The sequence below is a fragment of the Flavobacterium sp. TS_SC_5 genome (genome assembly GCF_056156265.1).
The window spans coordinates 3,777,969-3,798,917 of record NZ_CM149588.1 but is presented as its reverse complement, the minus strand read 5'-3'; the positions used below and the strand labels follow the sequence as shown (position 1 = coordinate 3,798,917).

Sequence of the window (20,949 nt, the reverse complement as noted above, 5' to 3'; positions counted from 1 at the left end):
CTAAAATATAGCGGAATTTCACTAAAATTCCGCTATATAATTTAGTTTATTTTTTCAATCTATCTCTCAATGCTTCTGCTAATGGCGCTGCTGATGCGGGACTCTGACCTGTCATTAAAGATCCGTCTACTACTACGTTTGGTGCCCAATTGGCAACGCTTTTATAGTTAGCGCCTCTTCTTTTTAATTCTTGTTCTAAAGAAAATAATAAATGACGATCTAATTCTATTTCTGCATCTTCTGCATCTTTAAATCCTGTAAGATTTAAACCTTCTACCAAATATTTACCATTTGTTAATTTTACATCTCTTAAAATTGCTGGTGCATGACAAACCATTGCAATTGAACGACCTGATTCATAAAAATCGCGAATTAATTTTATTAAATATTGGTCTGATGCCAAATCGGTTAGTAATCCATATCCACCAGGTACAAATACAGCATCAAAGGTATTATAATCAACATTTCTTAAATTTCTAGTATGTTTTGCTGCAAACAAAGCTACAGGATCTTTCAAAAATTTATCAGTGTAAGGTGTAGGGAAAGGCGTTTTCATACTTAACAAATCTATTGGAGCTTCTCCGCCATTTGGTGATGCTAATACTACTTCATAACCAGCTTCGGTAAGAATGTAATATGGAGCAGCCAATTCTGTAAACCAAGTACCTGTTTGTTTACCGCTTAGCCCCATATCATCATAGGAAGACATTACTAATAACACTCTTTTTTGTTTGTTAATTTTATAAGAAGTGTTTTGGGCATAGCTTGTAAATCCTACTAATACCAATAATGTAATTGTTTTAATTAAATTTTTCATTTTTTTAAATTTTAATTTTTGATAATTGTTTGTTGTTAATTAATTTCTACCTGCCATTACGCCACCATCAATATCCCATATAGCACCTGTTACCCAAGAGCTTTCATCAGATAATAAAAATGAGATTGTTTTAGCAATATCTTCTGGTCTTCCTACTCTTCCTATTGGGTGAAATGAATTGAATCCCTGTAAGGTTTCTTCAATTTTATTTTCTTCAATGAAAGAACCATAAATTGGTGTTACAACAACTGCTGGAGATACCGCATTTACTCTAATGTTTTTGTCGGCTAATTCCATGGCCAAATGTTGAGTTAGACTATGCAATCCAGCTTTTGCCATTGAGTAGGCGCTTGAAGGTGTCGCTTTGATAGCTTGTTTTGCCCACATAGAGCCAATGTTTACAATTGAACCACCACCATTTGAAGCCATCACTTTAGCTACTGCTTGTGTAATAAAGAAAAAAGCTTTGTTGAAGTTGTGATAAATGTCATAATCTTGTTCAGTATGTTCTAAAAAAGATTTTGGATTGAAATACCCTGCTGCATTTACCAAGTATTTTAAATTAGGGATTTCATTGGAAAGTGAAGACGCAAAAGCGTTCACTTCGTCTAAATTAAATAAGTTAACACCTTTTGTTTTAACTGTTCCATAAGCAGATAATTCACTTTTAGTGCTTTCTAAATTTTTATCAGCTCTGCCTACAATTACAACTTCAATTCCTTGTTGTAATAAAATTTGTGCGGTGGCCTTACCCATTCCGGTTGTACCACCTAAGATTAATGCTTGTACCATTTTGTTGTTTTTAATTTTTTATAAATTTGATACTGCAAAGTTATTTGCAATGTCAATTTCAAAAAATGGACAAAATTGTAAAAGTATGGTAGTTTTAGGAAATTACTTTTCTAAACTCTGAGGGAGAAATTTTTGTATGCTTTTTAAAATACTTGACAAAATAGGAGGGATCATCAAAACCTAAACGATAACCAATTTGATTGATATTCAAATCAGAATGAAGTAATAATCGCTGAATTTCCAAAATGATACGTTCCTGTATCATTTGAGAAGGTGTTTTATTTAAAAGTTGATGAGTAAGGTCAGACAAAGTTCTTGGTGTAATCAATAGTGAATAAGCATATGCTGAAACCGAAAGTCTTTTGGTGTAGTTTTCGTCAATTAGATTGATGAACTTGATAAGCTGTATGCGTTTTTCGTCTAATACAAAAGGAATGTTGCTTTGTGATTGCTCATATTCTTTTTTTATGCGTTGTATTTGTATAAGAAAAGATTTGAGATATGCTCTTAATAATTCTTCTTTACCAAATTCTTCAACATTTTCGAATTCATTTTTTATCTGTGAGATGTATTGGTTTAAAATACTGTCGGTCTCTTTATCAATAAAAGAATAAGGTTGTTGATAGGAGTTATTAAATAAATTACATTTCAGAAAAAAATCCGTTTCACTTTCTTTTTGCACTAAAAAAGTTTCATTGAAATGTAATAAAAATCCATCATAATAGGTATTGTTGTCGAAATAGTGGACTTGATTTTTTGCAATGAAAAACACGGTGTTTTCAGAAACTTCATATTCTTTTAAATCTACATAATGTTTTCCGTTTCCTTTTTTGAACCAAATAATTTGATAATAACTGTGAATATGCGGTTTGGTTGTAAGACCCTGATGTTTGGTTATGTAGTCCTTTAAATCCTGAACGGCAAATTGAGGCTTGTCAGATTGATGTCTGTTCAAATGATACTCGTTGATAATGTTTTCTGATTGATTTGCCATTTGTGCAAAGTTACATTTTTATTTGGCTGGAAATGATGCTTGGCTTTTTTTGCTTATTGAAGAGTCGGGCGGTGTATAGGCAAAAAACAAACTTGCCAAATGCATTAGTTCAAATTTTTATTAGTGTCTGACTTTTATTTTTTTCATTCGGAGCTGTTGTCATTTGGTGGAGTTTTGTGCCATTGCCACCAACGTCAGTTTGTCTAAAAACCTCTGAACGAACACTATTTGGTTAATCAGTGAGTAAATATATGTGATTTAAACTACAATTAAAATTCTTTCTGGGAAAAGTCACTTTCCCGTTCTCAAAATAAAACAGAACTTAAAAAGCTTTTAAAAGCGCTTTTATAGTCCCAAAATACAAAGTCAGAATTTAATAAATTTTGCTCAAGATCCGTCATTACGGTTTTTTTTGAGCAGTATCCCGTGAAAACGGGACAGGCTATGGAAACGAGCAAAGTTGCAACTTTTGTATGAAAAGCTGAAAATGAAGGTATTGGAAAAATCAGAAAAAAAGCCTTTTTTACCTAAATGTCCGTGTTGTAAAACGGGTAATTTACACCGGATAGCAGTTTTTGACCAGCGTGGTCCGCCTCCCGAAGCCTCGGGATGGTATCTTGGCGGTAGCCAGAGTTCAAGGTTCTGTAAAAGCTAAATTATGGGTAAGGGAACATGTGCCTAATCCCGAAACTTCGGGAAAGGAAAACACTAGAAAACTATATTTAAAACTACTTCAAAAAAAAGAGTATACTAAATCCTCTTAATATTCACTCTCATAATTTTACGAAAACTCCATAGTATTTACGGACGTGCAGTCGGTTCCGTTCAACACGAGTTTCATTGTTCGCGCTACGCACGCAACGAAACTCTAGCTGTTATATGCTGGCCTTATTTTTTTTAGCACTGTTTGATTTTATTTTATACATTGCACAAAAAATTTAATTAAAAAATTTTGGTTTCAATTATTGGTTTCCACGGTACAAGTTTTGAAAATGCAACAAAAATTGCTAAAGGGGATTTTATTATTTCTAAAGGAAATACTGAATGGATAGGTGATGGGGCTTATTTTTTTATTGAAGGAATAAGTAAAGCTCCAAAGGAACAAGCAGAACAATGGGCAATTGCTCAAGCTTGGGATAATAATGTTAGTAAATATCGTTATAATGATATAAGTGTTATAAAGTCTGATATATTAGTTGAAGAAGATAATTTTTTAGATTTAACAACAAGTGAAGGAGTAGAGGTATTATTATATATTCTTGAACAACACGAAAAGAAGATATTAAGCATTGGGAAAAGTTTAAGTTATTTAGACGGATTAATTGTTAACTTTGCACGTGGAGAAGGATTATTAGAAGTAGATGTTGTAAAAGGTAATTTTTACATTAAATTTGCAAATGAAAGAGTATTTAAAATTAATTTAAGAACATCTAATTGTACAATATGTTCTGTTTTTGATACTAAAAAGAATTTAGAAAATAATACTATTATTAGTAATAAAAAGATAAAATAATGAAGCTAACTAAAGAATTAAAAGATAAAATTGACAAATATTTTGCCAATGTTACTCCAGCGGAATTATATAATATTTCAGTAAATAAATATGGTTTTGTTGAGAATACTAATTTTGAAATAGATAATCAGTCTTTTGCAACATTGAACGTTGATAAATACGTTTCTAATATTGATAATAGTTATGATTTTTCTAAAGAAACATCAATGCCTTTTGCTGCCTAATTATGAAAATAAGCTTAAAAGAATGTAAGGTTCAAGAAATGACTTTTTCTATTGTTAAAAATGATGATAGAAAAGAGGATTCTTTTGATTTAAAAACAAGTCAAACATTTTCAGAAGAAGAAAAAAGAAAATTTAATTTATTTTTTGAAATCAATGTTAAAGATAGAGATTTTGATTTTGACATTAAAATGTTATTTATATTTGAATTGGATGTTGATATAACAGAAGAATTTAAAGTGTCTGATTTCCCAAAAATTAATGCACCTGCTATCGCATTTCCATATTTGAGAGCTTTTATTTCAAATGTAACACTTCAGTCAGGGTTTAATCCCGTTATGCTTCCTTCAATTAATTTTGTTGAATTTGCAAAGAGTTAGTTTTTACCGATTTTTTGGGGTATTGCCTACAACTTCAGTTCGTCTAAAAACCTCTAAGCGAACATTATTGGGTTAATTGTTGAGTAAATATATGTGATTTAAACTACAATTAAAACTCTTCTTGGTAAAAGTCGCTTTATGATAATAAAAATAAAACAAAGCGTAAAAGCTTTAAAAATCGCTCTTATAGTCCCAAAATACAAATCCAATACTTTTAGATATTGTTTTAGTAGATTGTGGTCAATCAAGTTTAAAATGCGACGCAGATTGTAGGCGCAGAAAATCAATCCTACATCAGCTGAGGCATGTTTGATCGTTTTTTTGGTCATAATATAGTAAAAATCCCATTGTCGTTTTATTACACCGTAGGGATGTTCTACAATGGCTTGACGTCTACGGTAGGTTTCATAATTGTTGTCGATTCTAACTTTATTTTCATAAATCAAATGGGCGTACTGGGATCTTTCAATGAGTCTGCCTTTGGCATTTTTGGTGCATTTTTTATACAGTTCACAAGTCAAACACGCAGTAGTTTTGTAATGCTTCATCTGGGTTATTGATTTGCCGTTCTTTTTGGCGTACCAATTTCCATTGGTCGTTAGGGTTTCATTGGCAGGGCAAGTATAGGAATCGGTGGTTATGTTGTATTTAAAATGCTCTACATCAAAAGCCAAATCAGGTGCGTGAGCAGAAACTCCTGGAATGGCGACCAGCACATCAATTCCAAGGCGATTTGCATAATCAAACTCACTTCCCGTATGATAGCCTTTGTCGTAAATAGCGGTAAAATTATTGTGTCCCAAAATGTTTTTGGCTCGGCGTAACATTCCTCCCATAGCTTTGGAATCGTTTTCATTGGTCACCTTAAAATCAATGGGAATATTGTGCAGCGCATCCACTGTGGTTTGTACCGTGTAGGCTACTTCTGAGATGTTGTTGCGAGTCATGATTTGGCGACTATCGGGATCTGAAGTCGAGATTTGGGTAACGCCAGTGGCATCAATTGTATTTTGATACCCAATGTATTTTTGCCTTTGAATAGTGTGTTTCTTTATCTTCTTTGCAATAATTTGTTTTTCCAGAACATCACCATCTTCTTTGGCTAAAGCCGAGTTGTACTCTTCGAGTTTGGCATCGATGTAAGCAATGTGTCGCTCAATTTTATTGGGATTGAAATTGTTTTTCTTAGAGTTTTGTGCTCTGAGTTTGGTACTGTCACCAGCAACCAAAGCACCGCCAATAAGTTCAAAGTGCGTCGCTAGTTTTACCGTTGCCCGAAAAACGCGAGCAATGGCTTTGGGATTGTTTTTACGGAAATTAGCAATGGTGTTGTGATCAGGAACCAAACCTTTCAAAAGCCACATAAGTTCAATGTTGCGATTGCATTCTTTCTCCAAAGTTCTGGACGAACGCATGCGATTGAGGTAGCCGTAAATAAAGAGTTTGAGTAAATCCGAAGGATTATAAGCGGGTCTTCCGTTTTCGACAAAATCGAAAGTGAATCCAAAATCAGCGAGTTTAATACTGTCTACAAAAAGGTCAATGAGCCTGATTTCGTTGTCTTGTGCAATGGCATCATCTATCGATGAGGCAAAAAGCGGGAGTTGGTTTCTGTTGGTTCCGTTGATGAATTTCATTCCTAAATTTACATAAAACCAACGAGTTATGCAAATTATTTGAACGATTTTTAATACAAATGAAGTAAGGGGAAGAAACTAGGTTATTAGACAGTTTGACGGACGATAACATACGACGGCAGCCTATTTATCAACACAATTTCGGCTGCTGACTTATGTTATGTGTTATAAGTAGTACGGCAATTATCAATTAAAATATTAACTAAATAATAAATAAAAACAAAATGGAAAACACAAGCAACCCAAGCATTCAACAAGGATGGACTTTAAGAGATGAATTTGCAAACTCTGCAATGTTAGGAATTTTAAATAATGGAATAAAGATTAATGACGAAAGCAAAGTAGTTGAGGCTTATGATGCTGTTGCGTTTAACGCATTTCTTTTAGCTGATGCAATGCTAAGACAGCGAGAGTCTAAATCGTAGTATTATTTATAACGTTTTGCAGCTATAAGAAGTTGGCGATTTCGAAGCACAAAACTGTCTGCCACCACTGAACTTGATACGAAGCACAAAGCTTCATTTAACCACTGAACCGCCAATTTCTTATAGGTGCTGTTGTAAGCTGGCCTTCTGTCCACCGTCATTGTTAAGTTGTTGTATTTCTGTGCTTTTTCAGTCATTTTACTGTTTCTATTTTTCTGTCTGTTTGGCGTGTGTGTCGGCTGTTTTAAAAATTTTAGAGGGAAGGGATTTTAAAAAATAATTTTCCTTCGGGTGGCAAAGGTGGAAGCTCTTTTGCAATTTTTGGTCTGTGCGGTGGCTTGTGTGAATTGCAAATGTGCTTACACCTGTGGGCTGGATTAAATGATTTCTTCTAATGCTGATTTCCATAATATGAATCCTTTTTTGTTATCTGAATAGTCGTGTATAATTTTAGTAAAGTTTTCAGGGCTGTTTTCTAAAAAAACCTGTCTTCCTTTTTCTCTAATAATGCTTAGCTGATTGTCAATTTGTTTTACTTCTTCAATTAATGATGCTTTGTTTTTAGGGGTATGCCAAATGTAAGTCGCTTCTTCTGTGTCCAAGGTTTCCAAAACAACAAAATAACTTTGCTCTCCTGCAAGCAGAAATACAAATGAAAATGGATTAAGTACAAAACGAATTTTCATTACCTGATTTTCGTGTTTGTCTGCTAAATATTGAATGTGTTGTGAATGTTTGTATTGCTTGTTTTTGAGAATTTCATTCAACAACTCTTCTGCATTTGAATAAATTTTCCCCTGCTCTTGTAATTCGTCAGATGTAACGATATTTTGCTTTCGTGGAGTGAATTGCTTGAGCAATCCTTTATTTAAAAATTGAAATTTCACACCCTCAACTACTTCTTTATTTATATGGTCAATGTCAGTTGATAGTGCTAATTGAGAAACCAATTTTCCGTTTTCAAACTCGGCAAATATTTCTACAGTAATATTCTTTGATTTTAATGTTTTGATGAAATAGGGTTTTAATACCTCAAATTCTGGTCTTATTTCAATGTTTTCAACTTGGAATTCAAGAGTTGTATTCATCTCATTTACAGGATATTTTAACCCTACACTTCCATAATGAAACTCCAATTCCTCAATTGAAACTTTGATTTTCTTTTTTATAGTTAAAATGTGATTTGAAGTTTTGATTTCATCCTTTGGCTCATCAAATAAAGTTACTTGCTTGTCAATTTTTCGATAATAAGTATTGCGTTTCAGGAAAAGCTTATTGAGATAATCAATTTTATAGTCTCTGTAGTCGTAAATAGTAGGGTTTATTTCCGAGCGTTGCACCCTTCCGATATATTGAATTAGTTTGCCTTCAAAAGAAAATGGATAGACCAAAAATAAAGAGCTAACATTTTGTAAATCTGTTCCTTCACCAAAATATTGCCCTGTTGTAATTAACACCTGAAAATTACCTTCTTGTAATATTTTCCATTTAGCTTTTTTGGAAGTTTCTGAATCTTCTCCGCTTAGAGCAATTACTTCATAAGATTGTTTAAGAAACAAATACAGCGTGTCAATATGTTCTTTACGCTCGGTGATGATAACCGCTTTTTTCCCTTGATTCAGTTCTGTTTTTACATCTTCCAATATCAGTTTATTTCGGGCGGTATCGTGAACCAATATTTTTGATAGAGCTTCGAAATTATCAGTTTTTGAGTTATATGGAACATCTAATTCCGTATTTCGAATAATGATTTTTGCGTGTTTATAATTTTCAATTTCAGTCGGTTGAATATTGGCAATGATTTCTCCCAAATGGGTAAAAATCATTCTTCCATCATTATACTTTCTGAAAGGTGTGGCAGTTAACCCATAAAGATAATAGGTGCGTAATTTTTCAATCGTATTTCTGAAAGTTTCGGCAGGAACGTGGTGGCATTCGTCCACAATGATAGTTCCAAATTGATTTTGTAAAGATTCAATCTGTTTTGGCAAACTTTGAATAGTAGCCACAGTAATTTGCTTTCCGATTTTTGACTTCCCTTGTCCGATAACGCCAATATCTCTTTTGGGAATACCCAAAAACGCTTCAATCCGTTCTGTCCATTGCTCCAATAATTGTTTTCTATGAACAATAATAAGTGCAGGTTGTCTTTTATCGGTAATTATTTTTAACCCAAGAACTGTTTTTCCTGAACCTGGTGGGGCTACAATTACTCCGTAATCCTTTTTAGAAATTGCTTCTATTACTCCTAACTGATGATTTCGTAAAGAAGCATTGAACACATAAGAAATTGATGGATTCAATTTTCTTGCATCAACAAACCCAAATTCGATTTGTGATTCTTTACAAAATCGCAAAAGCTTTCCGATAAAACCTCTTGGAATGAAAATCTCACTTTCGGTTTCCTCAACCAATTTAAAATATCGGGCTGTTTCATAAGTATTTCTTCCTGATTTCTTTTTAATGAAAAACTCGGAATTGGCAAAATTCAATTCTTCTTTCAGGAAGTTGATAAGTGCAGGAGTCAAACCGCTTCTACTTATCCTGATATTATTATTTAAAGAAATATTCAGTTTGTCGTCTCTTGCTATCGGAGGGTTAAATTCTACTCCTGACTTTAATTCATTATACAGTTCGTCTAAATGGTCTGTGGTAACTTTTTGAATGTTTTTAAGAAAGTTCCATTGGTCAGTAATAGCTTCAAAGGTTTCATAATTTACAAAACAGCTATTTCCTTTTTCAAAAGTCGGTTTAAAAAGTGGCAGAGCAATCAAGTTTCCGAATCCTTTACCTGAAAGAAAATCCTGATTTGGAAACAGTCTGTCAAAACTTGAACTTTTGTCAAACATTGAAAATACACCCGACTGTTCTAAAATTGATACGAATATTTTTCGGCTTCTTATTGCAGGATATGGTTTATCAAAAAATATCCAAACGTGTCCACCATTTCCTGAACGAGAACGCTCCAAGTAGGCTGGAATTTCTTTTTCTTTACAAGCATTAAGAAAAGTAACGGCTTCCTTATGCCAATTGTCTTTATCAAAATCGGCTGTCAAAAACCAAGTCGTATTGTCTTGTAATAAGGGATAAACTCCAATATGATGAAAACCGTCCAAATGCTTTTGGATTTGTTCATCTGAAATTTTCAGATAAGACTTTTCGGTAAAATTCTGAAATGTCCCTCCATTCATTTTATGTGCCCGAAGACGATAAGGGTCATAAAAAACAGCTGGCATATAGCCCGATTTGTTTTCTTTCTCCCAACGAACAGCAAACACATCTTCACGTCCTTTGAAGAGGGTGTGGAATGTGCTTATATTTTCGGAATTTGAAACCATTTTCAGTGATATTGATTAATCCCAATCTTCATATTCACGCTGTTCCATTGGAGTCTTCCTGATTTCAGCAATATTAGATAATAGCTTGTTTAATGTTTTTTTGAATTCTTTTTCATTCACAGATTCTCCGAAGAAAATATCTTCAACTAAATTGAACATATCATCTTCATTAAGCCATTTTTTTATTAAGGCTTCCGCTTGATTCAAATAATCGTTATCATCTTTACAATCTGATGCCAGTAAGCCAAATTGAAGCGTTAAGTCGTGGTTGAACTTCTCGGCTTCAATGATTACTGCTGTATAGGTTGGTATTGATAAATCGTCTGTATCCATATTATTTACTCCTATTTAATCTCCTTGCCGAAAGCTTTTTCCAAATGCTATCCGCAAGCTTTATTTCTTTATCTGTAAAGCCGTAACCATCTTTCAGAATCTTCTTGTTGGTAATTTTTAAAATTTCATCAATGCTTTTTTTCTCCCGCATCATTTTGTCAATGGTTAAAAGTAAATCAGCATTTTCGGTTTGATAGGGCAGCAGTATTTTTCCTGCTTCGCTTGGCATTAATTCTAATACACCACCGCCATAACTACGACCAACAATTTCAGAAAAAGCCAAAGACAATGAATTGTAAAAACTGGCTATGAATGCGTTTTTGTCCGTGTCTTTTTTCATAAATACACGGTGCATTGTGTCGGTTGTATATGCGTTTGCTTCGTTTAAGATTAAACGAGGATAGAGGTTGTTTCTACGGATAAACAAAGCATCAGAAAGTTTGATGGAAGGAATCACAAACCAATCATCACGAATGCCTGTTTTATAGCCTTTGTTTACGCCCATTGATTCGCCTAAACGAATGTATGAGTTCGCTCCTTTATGTCCATTGATTTTCTCTTTTGCAGGGAACACCAATAAATGGGCTTTTGCCTTGGTTTGTCTGTTAAGTTTCCAATCCTTTTCCGTGAAAATTACGCTATTGACCTGAACACTTCTGCCAACCATTGGTTTTGCGTATTCTTTCAGGTCGTAAGCTTCTACAACTGGCAAAGGAACGGTGAAGTAATCATTTGCCCCTGTGGTAATGCCAACTTCTACACTGGCATAATTACTAATTGTCGGGACTTTTCGTTTTTTGGCAATCTGTTCCAAAAAGTCAATCTCCTCTTGCTCTAAAAAGTAATAAGTCCATTTATTTGACTTAAAATCTATCTTTTTAGAAGGACTTTTTAGGATGTTTACATCCAATTTTTCAAGGTCAGAAGCGTCTCTTAATTCAAGGTGTTCAATCAAATGTGAATCACTTCCGTTCTTTTCACAAAGCAACAAAACAACTTCTTGTTGTATATCAGGAAAAACCAACTTTTCAAAGGAAATGATGTTGATTTTATTGTAGAAATGTGCCAAAAACTCACGGAGTTGTTGAGCATAAGATACCTGCAACAATTCTGCGGGTATCACAAAACCAATTTTTCCTTTTTCTCTGAGCAACAAACTTGAACCAACGACAAAGGAAACCCAAGCATTGGTCAGTTTTGAATATTTTAGTTTAGCACGATTGAAAACTTTGATGGCTTCATTTTGCTGTTCTTCCTGAAAATATTGATAGCGAATGTAAGGCGGATTGCCAACTATCAAATCAAATCTCTGTGTGGTTTCATTGCAATACAAATGAAAATCTGTATTGATTACATTCTTGTTGTTGAGTTTGATTTTATCAGCTTTTTCTGCTTCCACATCATCAAATTCAATGGCTGTTACCGAGTTGAATTTATGGTTGTTCTCTTTCAATTGTTCAAGGAAAACACCATCACCACAACTTGGTTCTAAAATTTCATAATCAGAACTTCCATTGATGCCCCATTTCAAAATAAATGCAGCAATTGGTTCAGGTGTGTAAAATCCACCTCTCAATTTCTCGGCTGTTGCGTTCTTAATTAGCTTCATACAATTCTTTGATTAATGGGATTAATGAATCTTCACTACCTAAATCGTATAGTTTAGCTAATAGCTTTTCTAGGTTGGCTTTCTCTCTTGCAAATTGTCCTTGCAGTGGAGTTAAAGCTCTTTTATTTCCTGCGTTTGCATCTATTTGGTCATAAATGCTGATTAACTCTTTTTGATTTTCTACGATTTTGTCGTGAAGTGTTTTTTGTTTGGAATCTGAAAAATCAATCTTTCTGATTGGTAGGTTTTTCAAGACTTTTGTTCCTCTTGCTTTGTAGCCTCCTCTATAAACTTCACCTCTCAAATGAATAATCCACTCAACATATCTTGAATTAAGAATGGCTTGGATATAGTAAATTGAATAAGGGTTTTTATCGGACAAGTATACACTGCAATATCCTGCTGTACCACCTGCTGTATGTAAAGTTTTGTGTTTATCAATAGGATATTTCTCTCCTGATGACATAACACCAAGTATAATTTTCTCCTTTATTTCACCAAGCTCCAAATACTGGCTTCTTCCATATCTATACCATTCATTTTTTGTTTTAGGAACAGGCTTAACGTCTCTTTCTGCTAATCTTGTTTTGTGATAAGCTAGATACTTGTATGCAAAGGGAAATTTTTTCTTGAATTCTTTTTCTTCAATGAATTCAGCTTTACCTTTAATTACTTGGTATGGATAAATAACAAAAGTGTTTGGTTTTAACGTTCTGTAAGTGTTTAGTTTATCCTCTCCTTTTTTTCTAACCGTTTCGTAGTATGGCATTGTTGCTGATTTCTCAATTTTGAAACTTTTGCCTTTCTTTTCAAAATGAATATAGGTAGTATCAACCTTTGAAGGTTTAATTACAAACACATCATTCGCACTAGTTTGAATTCCATTATTGATATTCTTTTTTCCTACTATTTTTTCGAGGATTTCACTTTGATTTAAAATTGAATTATATGCGTTTTTTAAATAAGGAGGAATTAAAAACCACAAATCACTTGAAAGCTTTTTGGTTTCTATTTTATCAAATTCAATTCGTTTAAAATCTCTGATTTTCCATTCAGTGAGACTTTTTACTTCGGTAAATGAAAATTCTTTTTGTTTTTGCTTCGTGAGTATTAAAATGCTCGTGTAAGTTGTTTTATTTATAAAGACTTGATTTGCACCAAACGAAACGATTGAATGCAGATATTCTTTTTCTGCGAGTAATTCACGAAGTTTTTTACCTGCACCAACTTTTGTAAACTTGCTCGGAACGATATATCCCAAAATTCCATCAGTAGCCAATAAGTTGATTCCTTGTTCAAGAAAAAGGAAATATTTGTCAAATTGCTTATAAGCAGAATTGAAATTTGTTTTGTAAAGCGGTAATTCAAGCGGAGTTATATTTTTCATATCCTCCGACTTCATATAAGGTGGATTGCCTAAAATGACATCAAAACGAAGTTTTGAAAAATCAAATGGATTGATAACCACCTGATCTTTCTTGTTAGTTACTTGCTTCGGATTCAATAAACTGTTTCCGAAAAAGATGTTTTCAGAAAGGTCGGGTAAAACAGGTTTTGTTTTGTTGGTTGAGTTTACATCTTCACCCTCAAGTAATTTGAGAAGCAAACCAAATTTTGCTGCTTCAACTGCATTATAATCTTTATCAACACCATAAATGCAATTCAATAAAAGTTGTCGCTTAATTTCAAATGGTAATTTGTAAGTGTTGATATTGGTTTGAATGAGTTTTGACTTGTCATTTTCCAAGTAGTAATCAATCAGAATGTCATTGAGTAACTGGAATAGTTCCAATAAAAACGCCCCTGAACCACAAGAAATATCAGCAAATTTCAACTTTAGAATTTCCTTATCCGTTTTTCCTTCGCATTTTTTCAAGACGGTATTTCTTAAAATATCACTAATGATAAATGTTGGTGTAGTGATGATGTCACGGTCAACATTTTCAGGTTTTTTTACTAAAACAACAGCACCGCTTTGAACGGTCAATTTTTCTGAAAGGAAAATTTCATAAATGCTTCCTAACACATCAGAGGAAAAAACACTGAATGAATATGGGCTTTCAGGATAATACAACTGTTTGATGATTGTCCAAAATACCGAACTGATATTTTCTACAATCTTGTCTTTTAGCAATTGGTCAAACAATCCTGAATTATAGCGTTTGTCGGCTTGTTCAAACTTTTTGATTAAGGAGTTAAAATCATTTGTATTAGCAAACTTCAAAAGGGTTTGGTAATCTTCTAAATTTCTATCCTCACAAACTCGAAGAAAAATAATTCGGTTGATGTAACTCTGAACAATATCATTAAGTTGTTGCTCGTCAATTTTTGGCTCGTGTTTAAAAATTTCAGAACCTAAAACTTTTCGCCATTCGTTGATTTGGTTCAGGAATAAATTATCAATTGAATATTGATTGATTTTGCTTTCAATTTCTTTCCATTCCGTTTCAAATGCTCCTGAATAAACAGATTCCTTTCCTAAAAGCTGTTTGATTTCTTCAAATTTACTTTCGTATTCGGTATAATGGTATTTTTTTACAAGTGCCCTATTATAAGAGTCTTCTTTCTCTACTTTTACAGAAGTGTCATAAATGATTAAGTATTCAAAATTTGAAAGAACAGAAATTTTCAACTTTGCTGTAAATCCGTATCGTCTAACTTGTTTTGCTGTGTCGTTGTTTGACTCAATAGAAACACAAGGTTTCTTTGCTTCCAAAAAGTATTTTCTTTCAGAAAAAAGTCGGAAAGTGTAATCAGGTTTTTTGGAATGTTCGGAAGCATTTGCTTTTAACGCTTCTTCCAAAATCACTTCTCGTTCGTTGGTCGGTTTACCTGCATTGTTTTTAATATCCCAACCAAGCAACTCGAAAAACGGGTCTAAGAAATCACTGCGAAGCAGTGTTTCATTATACTTGCTTGTCAAGTAATAATCCCTGTCGGCTGTATATTTTTCTATGAGTTGCTTTATTGTCATTTCCTCTTATTCGCTTTAATATATTTGGCTCTTTCCTCTGCTACTTTCAGCGCTTTTATTCCTAAATCTTCATCTTGAATTTCATATAAAATCTTGTCACTTAGGAACGAAACCAAAAGTTCGTCTGGGTTGTAATCGTAAATGTCGGCAAGTTTCAGAACTACTTCTTTTGTGATTTTCCGCTCTCCACGCTCCATTTTGCTCAAAATCGCCACATCAATGTCGAGCAATGCAGCAACTTTCCTTAATGGAAGTTCCTTTTCTTCTCGAATGTGTCTTAGCTTTTCGCCTATTGTTTCTGTTGACATAACCTCTATTGACATAATGTGTCAAAATTAGGAAAAGATTTTTGATTTGTTTGCACTTATTTCAAATTATTTTCAACATTACTGTCGAGCGTTGGGAAATTGGCTCTTTTGCAAAACTTGGTTTGTGTGCCGGCTTGTGTGGTTTTGCAAATGTGCCAATGTGCGGCTGGCTAAAATTATTTTTTAAAATGTGCGGTGGGAAATTTTTTAAAACAATTGGGTTGGATTGTGTGTCGCCAAAGTCAGTCCGTAAGTTTTTGTCAAGATGTCAAAGTTCGATTTTCAGATGTCTGTTTTTTTGGAGTACTGTCGTTTTAGGCTTGCTTACAACTAGTATATAGGCGCTACAAAGTAGCGCTTATACCTCTCATTTTGGGTGGATAGGCGCTACTGCGTAGCGTATTGCTTTCAAATATACACTTTAAATATTATCTTACAAATCATCAAATGGACTTTTTATTTGTTGGATACTTTTGGTGCTCACATGAGTGTAAATTTCAGTTGTTTTACTACTATTATGTCCCAGTAATTCTTGTATATAGCGCAGATCGGTTCCGCTTTCTAGTAAATGAGTGGCGTAGCTGTGTCGCAACCAGTGCAAAGTAGCGGGTTTTGTAAGATGGACTTTATGTAATGCTTGTTTGAGTACTTGTTGTAAACTCCGGCTATCATAAGGAATCCCAGCTACTTGCCCTTCGAACAAATATTTTTTTGGTTTATATAAAGAGTAGTACTCTCTTAGCATATCTAGTATTTTAGGACTTAGAGGTACAATTCTATCTTTTTGACCTTTGGCATTTTTTAGTAGTACAATATTCCTTTGTGAGTCAATATGAACGGGCTGTAATGCTAATAATTCGCCGCAACGTAAGCCACAACTATAAATTAACGAAAGCATCATTTTGTGTTTGATATTGCTGTGGGCATCCAAGATTAATTTTATTTCTTCTTTACTCAATACGTTGGGTAATAACTTGGCTCGTTTGGGACGATGTATTTTATCCACTTCAATTTTGGTTTCTCTTACTGTCATAAAAAATAGCTTTATTGCATTAACAGTTTGGTTCTGATACGAAGCGGAAAGCTTATTCTTCAAAATATACTCGTTGTTATAGATAATCACATCCTCGTTATTAATCTCAGCAACTGGTTTTTCTCGGTAGAAAATCAAGAAAGATTTTAAGGCTTCGCTATAGGTACTAATGGTGCTTTCGCTATATCGTTTAGAACGAAGCCATTGTTTGAATTTCTCTACTTGAATAATTCCCTCGGCGGAAGGAAGAGAATTTTTAAGGGGTTCTATCTTGAAACGTTCTCTATTTTCGCTGGTATCGGGTAGGTGCCAAACCGTTTTTTGCTGGCTCCATCGGGCTCCTTCTATTTGTTTGATGCGGGCAATTAAGTCTTGATTTTTTTCAAAATAGACGGCAATCCGGTTTTCGCCTTTGTGTTTTATGGGTTTTGCAGTCCAAGTCATATCGTATTGATTTTGTGATTGAAAGATAGTGATTTTTGCAAATATTGTTTTATTAAATCAAAGTTTCTTAAAGCGCCGAGGCTTTTGCGTGAGGGATAAAAGCGGAAATCCTCCCGATTTTTCTTCGGGAGATTATAGCGGATAGCCCGACCCGATTTTTTTAGAGGGTCACGCCCAAATTGTAAATTTTAGAATCAGTAGCAGTATTTGTTTAGCATTATTTTTTAAATAAAAAGGTAGTGGACTTTGCGAAAAACTTTGCGAACTTTGCGGTAAAATAATACGAGATGAAAGGAGTATAACGCAAGTTTGAAATAAACAACTGTAGCGCTATGCAAATTACATATTGCTTAAAAAAAATATAAACTACGTATGAAATCGCCATGACAACATTTGTCGCATACACCGATGAAGATCTGGCGATAGCATATTGCTTCGCCTGTTCGCTATCGCTCGAGTCCATTAAAAAACAAATATTATCTACATATGAAAATAAATCCAAAAAACGGAATTGACAAGCTCATTTTCGGAATGAAACAAAATGATGTTACTGCTATTTACGGAAAACCAGACCGTAATTATAAAGACGAGGATGATAATGTGATTTTTGCTTACAACAAACTAAAGATGCGTTTAACGTTCTATGTCGAGGAAGATTTTAAATTGGGGTATATCGTAGCGTCTAGTCCGGGACTGGAAGTTTTTGGATATAAAATAATCAACAGAAAAATCAGTGAGGTCAAAAAAGATTTAGCTACAAAAGGAATTACTAAATTTACTCAGGAAGAGTTTGATACCTTTGAAAACTATTTTAACGAGGAAAACTGGATGATTTTTCAAACAGAATTTGATGAAGTGGTAAAATTTGAGATTGGTGCCATTATCAATCAAAAAGATGAATTTGACTGGAAATTTGGAAAGAAATAAGTGAAACGTCGATAATGCTCCAAAAAGCATAAAAGGCGATTTCTATTCCTGTAATTACGGAGAATGAATTATAAAAATAAACCCGACAGAATTTTGAAGTCTGTCGGGTTTTTTTATTGCATTTTTTTAGTTTTATTGTTTTGCAGTGGGTTGTTTTTCCAGCATTTCTAATTCGAAAATAAGCATTGTATTAGGTGGAATAACACCACCGGCGCCTCTTTCTCCATATGCTAGATTTGAAGGGATGAAAACTACTGCTTTGTCGCCAAAAGCCATATTATCCAGTCCTTCAATAAATCCTGGAATCATACCGTCTTTTTTCCCGGCTTCAAACGGAAAGGCTTGGTAGCCGTTTTGAGCGGCACGGTTTGCATCAAATTTTCCGTAAGTTTTACAAACTTCTTCATAACTGCTGTCAAATAGCGTTCCATCCTCAAAATAACCGGCATAGTGGAAATAGAATGTGGATCCGTTAGCGGGTTTTACTCCTGTTCCTTTATCGGTTATTTTGTAAGCTAATCCGGACGGAGTGGTGGTTGCTGTAGCTTTAGTAGCGACTAAATAGGCTTTTTTTGCAGCTACTACAGGACCGTATTTTTCAGTGTACGCTCTTTTGGCTTCGGCTTCAATTGCTGCTTTTTTGGCTTTGTTTTCAGCGTTGATTAAATCCTGTTTCTTTTGGTCTTCGGATTTATTGTTGAAATAATCTGCAAACACTTTTGGGGCATCAAATTTTTTGGCTAAAGCTCCTTTTCTTACGATTGTAATTTTTGTGATTACATCGTTTTGCGCAATGGAGTTTACTATAACCATTCCTTCGGTAACGTGACCAAAAATGGTGTGTTTTCCGTCTAACCAAGGCGTTGCTTTATGGGTTATAAAAAACTGGCTTCCATTAGTAGTAGGGCCGGAATTAGCCATAGAGAGGATTCCGGGTTTGTTGTGCTTCAAGTCTGTGAATTCATCTTTGAATGCATAACCAGGACCACCAGAGCCATTTCCAGAAGGATCTCCTCCTTGAATCATGAAGTCTTTGATGACACGGTGAAACTTTAAACCATCAAAGAAAGGTTTTCCTTTTAGTTTGTCATCTGTGACAAAGGTATTTTTCCCTTCGGCAAGTGCAATGAAGTTAGCCACTGTTACGGGTGCTTTTTGGTATGCTAATTCCAGTACAATATCTCCTTTGTTTGTTGCAATTGTTGCAAAAATCCCCTCGATTGCCGCTGGAGTTTTTACTGCAGGCTTTACTGGCGATTTTACAGTTGCTTTGACGCTTGTTGCCGGTTTTTTGACAGGAATAGATTTCTTTACCGTTTGAGAATGTACGTTGACCATTCCCAGAAATAATAAAAACAGAATTTTAAATTTCATGTTGTGCTATGTTAAAGGCTTAATTTTTAATATTATTGGGGCATTTTTTCTAATAATTCGATTTCAAAAATGATGTTGGCATTGGGTGGAATTACGCCACCAGCACCTGCTGCTCCATATCCTAAACGGGTTGGAATAAAAATTACGGCTTTGTCTCCAAAAGATAATTGCTCCAGTCCTTCAATGAAACCAGGAATCATGCCATCTTTTTTGCCGGCCTGAAAAGGGATGGGTTGGTATCCGTTTTGCGCCGCTCTGTTTTCATCATATTTACCGAATGTTTTAGCCACATTTTCAACACTGGCATCAAATAATTCTCCGTCTTCCAGAAAACCGGCGTAGTGAATGAAAATATTAGCGCCATTAGCTGGTTTTTTACCTCCGCTTTTCTTGATAATCACATATTGCAAACCACTAGGCGTTCTGGTAGCCTTTGCTTTTAAAGCAGTAAATTCAGCTACTTTTTGTTCGCGAACTACTTTGTATTTTTCGTTGTAAACTCTTTTGTTTTCTGCGTCGATGGCTGCTTTTTTCTTTTGATTTTCAGATTCTACAGCAAAGTAATCATTGAATATTTTTACAGCGTTGAATTTCTTGGCAGCTTCACCATTTCTGATTATGGTTACTTTATTGATGTAATCATTTTGTTCAATTTTGTTTACAACTTCCATTCCTTGTTCAACTACATGACCAAAAATAGTATGTTTTCCTTCCAGCCAAGGTGTTGCAAGATGTGTGATGAAAAATTGACTGCTGTTCGTTGTTGGTCCGTTATTGGCCATAGCCAAAACGCCACCTTTGTCAAATCTTAAATCTGAGAATTCATCTTTGAACTTATATCCGGTATCTCCAGAACCTGTTCCAAGCGGATCACCAGTTTGAATCATAAAATCTTTGATAACTCGGTGGAATTTCAAACCGTCAAAAAAGGGTTTGTTTTTAAGGTTTTCATTGGTAACAAATTCATTTTTTCCTTCGGCCAAGGCTACATAATTAGCCACTGTAATTGGTGCTTTTTCAAAATCTAATTGGACAATGATTTCACCTTTATTGGTTTCAATTTTCGCATATAAACCGTCAGGAAGGTTGTTGTATTCTTCTTTACAAGAATAAAATGAAGCAATTATCAGGAATACGAATAGAATCTTTTTTTTCATTTCTAAATTATTTTATTGAGTTATTGTATCTACGGTCTTGTTTATAATAGGGGTTGATTCTTTTGTAGGTGTTGGAACTGTTGGCGTGATTTTTAGTTTTACCTCGTTTTCTTTTTTATATGCTGCTTCCGATTTAAAATCACGTAATGTTACGGTGCAAAGTAGCGGTTGATTAGTGCCAATTCTTTTTTCGTCACCATGGTATCCATATCCCATGTGCGATGGGAAAAGAAAGTTTACTTTTTCATTTTTGCGCATCAGCTTGATTCCGTCACGCAAGCCCATCATGATATTTTGTTTGTCCACGTAATAAGTTTGTGGTCTTAATTCTAATTCCGAATAGATTATAGTTCCTTTCAAGTCTTTGATTTCATAATCAAAAAAAGCAACGTCTCCTTTTTTTGGTGTAAGCGTATCGGCTTCATTTCTTGTTTCATAGGAATACCAGTATCCTTTTTTGGATGCGAGATAAACAACATTAAGATTACTTTTAATTACATCCTGAATTTGGGTTTCCTCGTTAGCAACTAATTTTTTGTTGCGCGCCACAGATTTTTTCATGAAGCTTCCTGATGCTTGAGAAATAGGTCTCCTGGCTTCCTGATGTTGTTTGCAACTTGAAAAGAGGACAAACATAAAAAATACAATTGCGATTCCCTTGCTATTTTTCATA

19 protein-coding genes and 1 pseudogene are annotated in these 20,949 nt (G+C 34.3%); 6 read left to right on the top strand and 14 right to left on the bottom strand.

The genetic code is table 11. The features are described from left to right. Positions 1–46 precede the first annotated feature (46 nt). The 3 genes from AC0J6S_RS16380 to AC0J6S_RS16370 form a co-directional block, all read right to left on the bottom strand. Entirely contained in the window at positions 47–817 is a 771-nt protein-coding gene (locus tag AC0J6S_RS16380) for a type 1 glutamine amidotransferase domain-containing protein (protein ID WP_474954799.1), read from the bottom strand. Between the two features lie 39 nt (positions 818–856). Beyond that, positions 857–1,609, bottom strand: a complete 753-nt coding sequence (locus AC0J6S_RS16375; RefSeq protein ID WP_474954798.1) for an SDR family NAD(P)-dependent oxidoreductase — start codon at positions 1,607–1,609, stop codon at positions 857–859. A gap of 94 nt (positions 1,610–1,703) precedes the next feature. Continuing rightward, complete coding sequence (locus AC0J6S_RS16370) at positions 1,704–2,603, bottom strand: AraC family transcriptional regulator (RefSeq protein ID WP_474954797.1); 900 nt, start codon at positions 2,601–2,603, stop codon at positions 1,704–1,706. A 445-nt stretch (positions 2,604–3,048) separates the two neighbouring features. Between AC0J6S_RS16370 and AC0J6S_RS16365 the strand changes: the two are divergent. From AC0J6S_RS16365 to AC0J6S_RS16350, 4 genes and pseudogenes are all read left to right on the top strand, one after another. Continuing rightward, positions 3,049–3,258 (top strand): annotated as a pseudogene (locus tag AC0J6S_RS16365) (IS91 family transposase); the annotation flags it as partial. A 297-nt stretch (positions 3,259–3,555) separates the two neighbouring features. Beyond that, positions 3,556–4,116 carry a hypothetical protein gene (locus AC0J6S_RS16360; protein ID WP_474954796.1) on the top strand — a complete coding sequence of 187 codons (561 nt, stop codon included), beginning with the start codon at positions 3,556–3,558 and terminating at the stop codon, positions 4,114–4,116. Beyond that, positions 4,116–4,340: a hypothetical protein gene (locus tag AC0J6S_RS16355; protein WP_474954795.1), complete on the top strand. Its 225-nt coding sequence runs from the start codon at positions 4,116–4,118 to the stop codon at positions 4,338–4,340. The genes AC0J6S_RS16360 and AC0J6S_RS16355 overlap by 1 nt, the downstream gene beginning before the upstream one ends. A gap of 2 nt (positions 4,341–4,342) precedes the next feature. Next, on the top strand, positions 4,343–4,717 hold the full coding sequence (locus AC0J6S_RS16350; protein ID WP_474954794.1) for a protein-export chaperone SecB: 375 nt from the start codon (positions 4,343–4,345) through the stop codon (positions 4,715–4,717). Positions 4,718–4,815: 98 nt separating this feature from the next. On the opposite strand, the gene AC0J6S_RS16345 is transcribed toward AC0J6S_RS16350, so the two are convergent. Beyond that, positions 4,816–6,354, bottom strand: coding sequence for an IS1182 family transposase (locus AC0J6S_RS16345; RefSeq protein WP_474954793.1), 1,539 nt, complete (start codon positions 6,352–6,354; stop codon positions 4,816–4,818). 224 nt (positions 6,355–6,578) lie between these two features. Between AC0J6S_RS16345 and AC0J6S_RS16340 the strand changes: the two genes are divergently transcribed. Further along, complete coding sequence (locus tag AC0J6S_RS16340) at positions 6,579–6,779, top strand: hypothetical protein (RefSeq protein ID WP_474954792.1); 201 nt, start codon at positions 6,579–6,581, stop codon at positions 6,777–6,779. A 2-nt stretch (positions 6,780–6,781) separates the two neighbouring features. Here AC0J6S_RS16340 and AC0J6S_RS16335 read toward each other — a convergent pair whose 3' ends face one another. The 7 genes from AC0J6S_RS16335 to AC0J6S_RS16305 all read right to left on the bottom strand — a co-directional run bounded on the left by AC0J6S_RS16335 (position 6,782) and on the right by AC0J6S_RS16305 (position 16,818). Then, a complete protein-coding gene (locus tag AC0J6S_RS16335; RefSeq protein WP_474954791.1) occupies positions 6,782–6,976 on the bottom strand; it encodes a hypothetical protein in 195 nt (64 codons plus the stop codon). A 180-nt stretch (positions 6,977–7,156) separates the two neighbouring features. Beyond that, positions 7,157–10,117 (bottom strand): TOTE conflict system archaeo-eukaryotic primase domain-containing protein, encoded by a 2,961-nt coding sequence (locus AC0J6S_RS16330; RefSeq protein WP_474954790.1) that lies wholly within the window; start codon positions 10,115–10,117, stop codon positions 7,157–7,159. A gap of 15 nt (positions 10,118–10,132) precedes the next feature. Continuing rightward, positions 10,133–10,450 (bottom strand): hypothetical protein, encoded by a 318-nt coding sequence (locus tag AC0J6S_RS16325; protein WP_474954789.1) that lies wholly within the window; start codon positions 10,448–10,450, stop codon positions 10,133–10,135. Between the two features lies 1 nt (position 10,451). Then, on the bottom strand, positions 10,452–12,059 hold the full coding sequence (locus AC0J6S_RS16320) for an Eco57I restriction-modification methylase domain-containing protein (RefSeq protein ID WP_474954788.1): 1,608 nt from the start codon (positions 12,057–12,059) through the stop codon (positions 10,452–10,454). After that, the gene (locus tag AC0J6S_RS16315) at positions 12,046–15,033 is read right to left on the bottom strand and encodes an Eco57I restriction-modification methylase domain-containing protein (protein WP_474954787.1); all 2,988 of its coding nucleotides are present in this window, start codon (positions 15,031–15,033) and stop codon (positions 12,046–12,048) included. Before AC0J6S_RS16315 ends, AC0J6S_RS16320 begins: the two co-directional genes overlap by 14 nt. Continuing rightward, positions 15,030–15,341, bottom strand: a complete 312-nt coding sequence (locus AC0J6S_RS16310; RefSeq protein ID WP_474954786.1) for a helix-turn-helix domain-containing protein — start codon at positions 15,339–15,341, stop codon at positions 15,030–15,032. The genes AC0J6S_RS16315 and AC0J6S_RS16310 overlap by 4 nt, the downstream gene beginning before the upstream one ends. Positions 15,342–15,774: 433 nt before the next feature. Beyond that, the gene (locus AC0J6S_RS16305; RefSeq protein WP_474954785.1) at positions 15,775–16,818 is read right to left on the bottom strand and encodes a tyrosine-type recombinase/integrase; all 1,044 of its coding nucleotides are present in this window, start codon (positions 16,816–16,818) and stop codon (positions 15,775–15,777) included. Positions 16,819–17,304: 486 nt separating this feature from the next. Between AC0J6S_RS16305 and AC0J6S_RS16300 the strand changes: the two genes are divergently transcribed. Then, a complete protein-coding gene (locus AC0J6S_RS16300) occupies positions 17,305–17,745 on the top strand; it encodes a hypothetical protein (protein WP_474954784.1) in 441 nt (146 codons plus the stop codon). Positions 17,746–17,877: 132 nt separating this feature from the next. On the opposite strand, the gene AC0J6S_RS16295 is transcribed toward AC0J6S_RS16300, so the two are convergent. From AC0J6S_RS16295 to gldI, 3 genes are read right to left on the bottom strand one after another with little or no spacing between them, the layout of a single operon-like run. Further along, the gene (locus tag AC0J6S_RS16295; protein ID WP_474954783.1) at positions 17,878–19,119 is read right to left on the bottom strand and encodes a peptidylprolyl isomerase; all 1,242 of its coding nucleotides are present in this window, start codon (positions 19,117–19,119) and stop codon (positions 17,878–17,880) included. 32 nt (positions 19,120–19,151) lie between these two features. Continuing rightward, positions 19,152–20,276: a peptidylprolyl isomerase gene (locus AC0J6S_RS16290; protein ID WP_474954782.1), complete on the bottom strand. Its 1,125-nt coding sequence runs from the start codon at positions 20,274–20,276 to the stop codon at positions 19,152–19,154. Positions 20,277–20,288: 12 nt separating this feature from the next. After that, positions 20,289–20,948 carry a gliding motility-associated peptidyl-prolyl isomerase GldI gene (gldI, locus tag AC0J6S_RS16285; RefSeq protein WP_474954781.1) on the bottom strand — a complete coding sequence of 220 codons (660 nt, stop codon included), beginning with the start codon at positions 20,946–20,948 and terminating at the stop codon, positions 20,289–20,291. Position 20,949: the final 1 nt, after the last annotated feature.

What these genes read in the sequence shown, in the direction of transcription:
- AC0J6S_RS16380 (WP_474954799.1), bottom strand. Translation starts at nt 817, where the DNA reads ATGAAAAATTTAATTAAAACAATTACATTATTGGTATTAGTAGGATTT.
- AC0J6S_RS16355 (WP_474954795.1), top strand. Translation starts at nt 4,116, where the DNA reads ATGAAGCTAACTAAAGAATTAAAAGATAAAATTGACAAATATTTTGCC.
- AC0J6S_RS16310 (WP_474954786.1), bottom strand. Translation starts at nt 15,341, where the DNA reads ATGTCAACAGAAACAATAGGCGAAAAGCTAAGACACATTCGAGAAGAA.
- gldI (WP_474954781.1), bottom strand. Translation starts at nt 20,948, where the DNA reads ATGAAAAATAGCAAGGGAATCGCAATTGTATTTTTTATGTTTGTCCTC.
- AC0J6S_RS16295 (WP_474954783.1), bottom strand. Translation starts at nt 19,119, where the DNA reads ATGAAATTTAAAATTCTGTTTTTATTATTTCTGGGAATGGTCAACGTA.
- AC0J6S_RS16340 (WP_474954792.1), top strand. Translation starts at nt 6,579, where the DNA reads ATGGAAAACACAAGCAACCCAAGCATTCAACAAGGATGGACTTTAAGA.
- AC0J6S_RS16320 (WP_474954788.1), bottom strand. Translation starts at nt 12,059, where the DNA reads ATGAAGCTAATTAAGAACGCAACAGCCGAGAAATTGAGAGGTGGATTT.
- AC0J6S_RS16325 (WP_474954789.1), bottom strand. Translation starts at nt 10,450, where the DNA reads ATGGATACAGACGATTTATCAATACCAACCTATACAGCAGTAATCATT.
- AC0J6S_RS16345 (WP_474954793.1), bottom strand. Translation starts at nt 6,354, where the DNA reads ATGAAATTCATCAACGGAACCAACAGAAACCAACTCCCGCTTTTTGCC.
- AC0J6S_RS16305 (WP_474954785.1), bottom strand. Translation starts at nt 16,818, where the DNA reads ATGACTTGGACTGCAAAACCCATAAAACACAAAGGCGAAAACCGGATT.
- AC0J6S_RS16335 (WP_474954791.1), bottom strand. Translation starts at nt 6,976, where the DNA reads ATGACTGAAAAAGCACAGAAATACAACAACTTAACAATGACGGTGGAC.
- AC0J6S_RS16330 (WP_474954790.1), bottom strand. Translation starts at nt 10,117, where the DNA reads ATGGTTTCAAATTCCGAAAATATAAGCACATTCCACACCCTCTTCAAA.
- AC0J6S_RS16300 (WP_474954784.1), top strand. Translation starts at nt 17,305, where the DNA reads ATGAAAATAAATCCAAAAAACGGAATTGACAAGCTCATTTTCGGAATG.
- AC0J6S_RS16375 (WP_474954798.1), bottom strand. Translation starts at nt 1,609, where the DNA reads ATGGTACAAGCATTAATCTTAGGTGGTACAACCGGAATGGGTAAGGCC.
- AC0J6S_RS16315 (WP_474954787.1), bottom strand. Translation starts at nt 15,033, where the DNA reads ATGACAATAAAGCAACTCATAGAAAAATATACAGCCGACAGGGATTAT.
- AC0J6S_RS16290 (WP_474954782.1), bottom strand. Translation starts at nt 20,276, where the DNA reads ATGAAAAAAAAGATTCTATTCGTATTCCTGATAATTGCTTCATTTTAT.
- AC0J6S_RS16350 (WP_474954794.1), top strand. Translation starts at nt 4,343, where the DNA reads ATGAAAATAAGCTTAAAAGAATGTAAGGTTCAAGAAATGACTTTTTCT.
- AC0J6S_RS16370 (WP_474954797.1), bottom strand. Translation starts at nt 2,603, where the DNA reads ATGGCAAATCAATCAGAAAACATTATCAACGAGTATCATTTGAACAGA.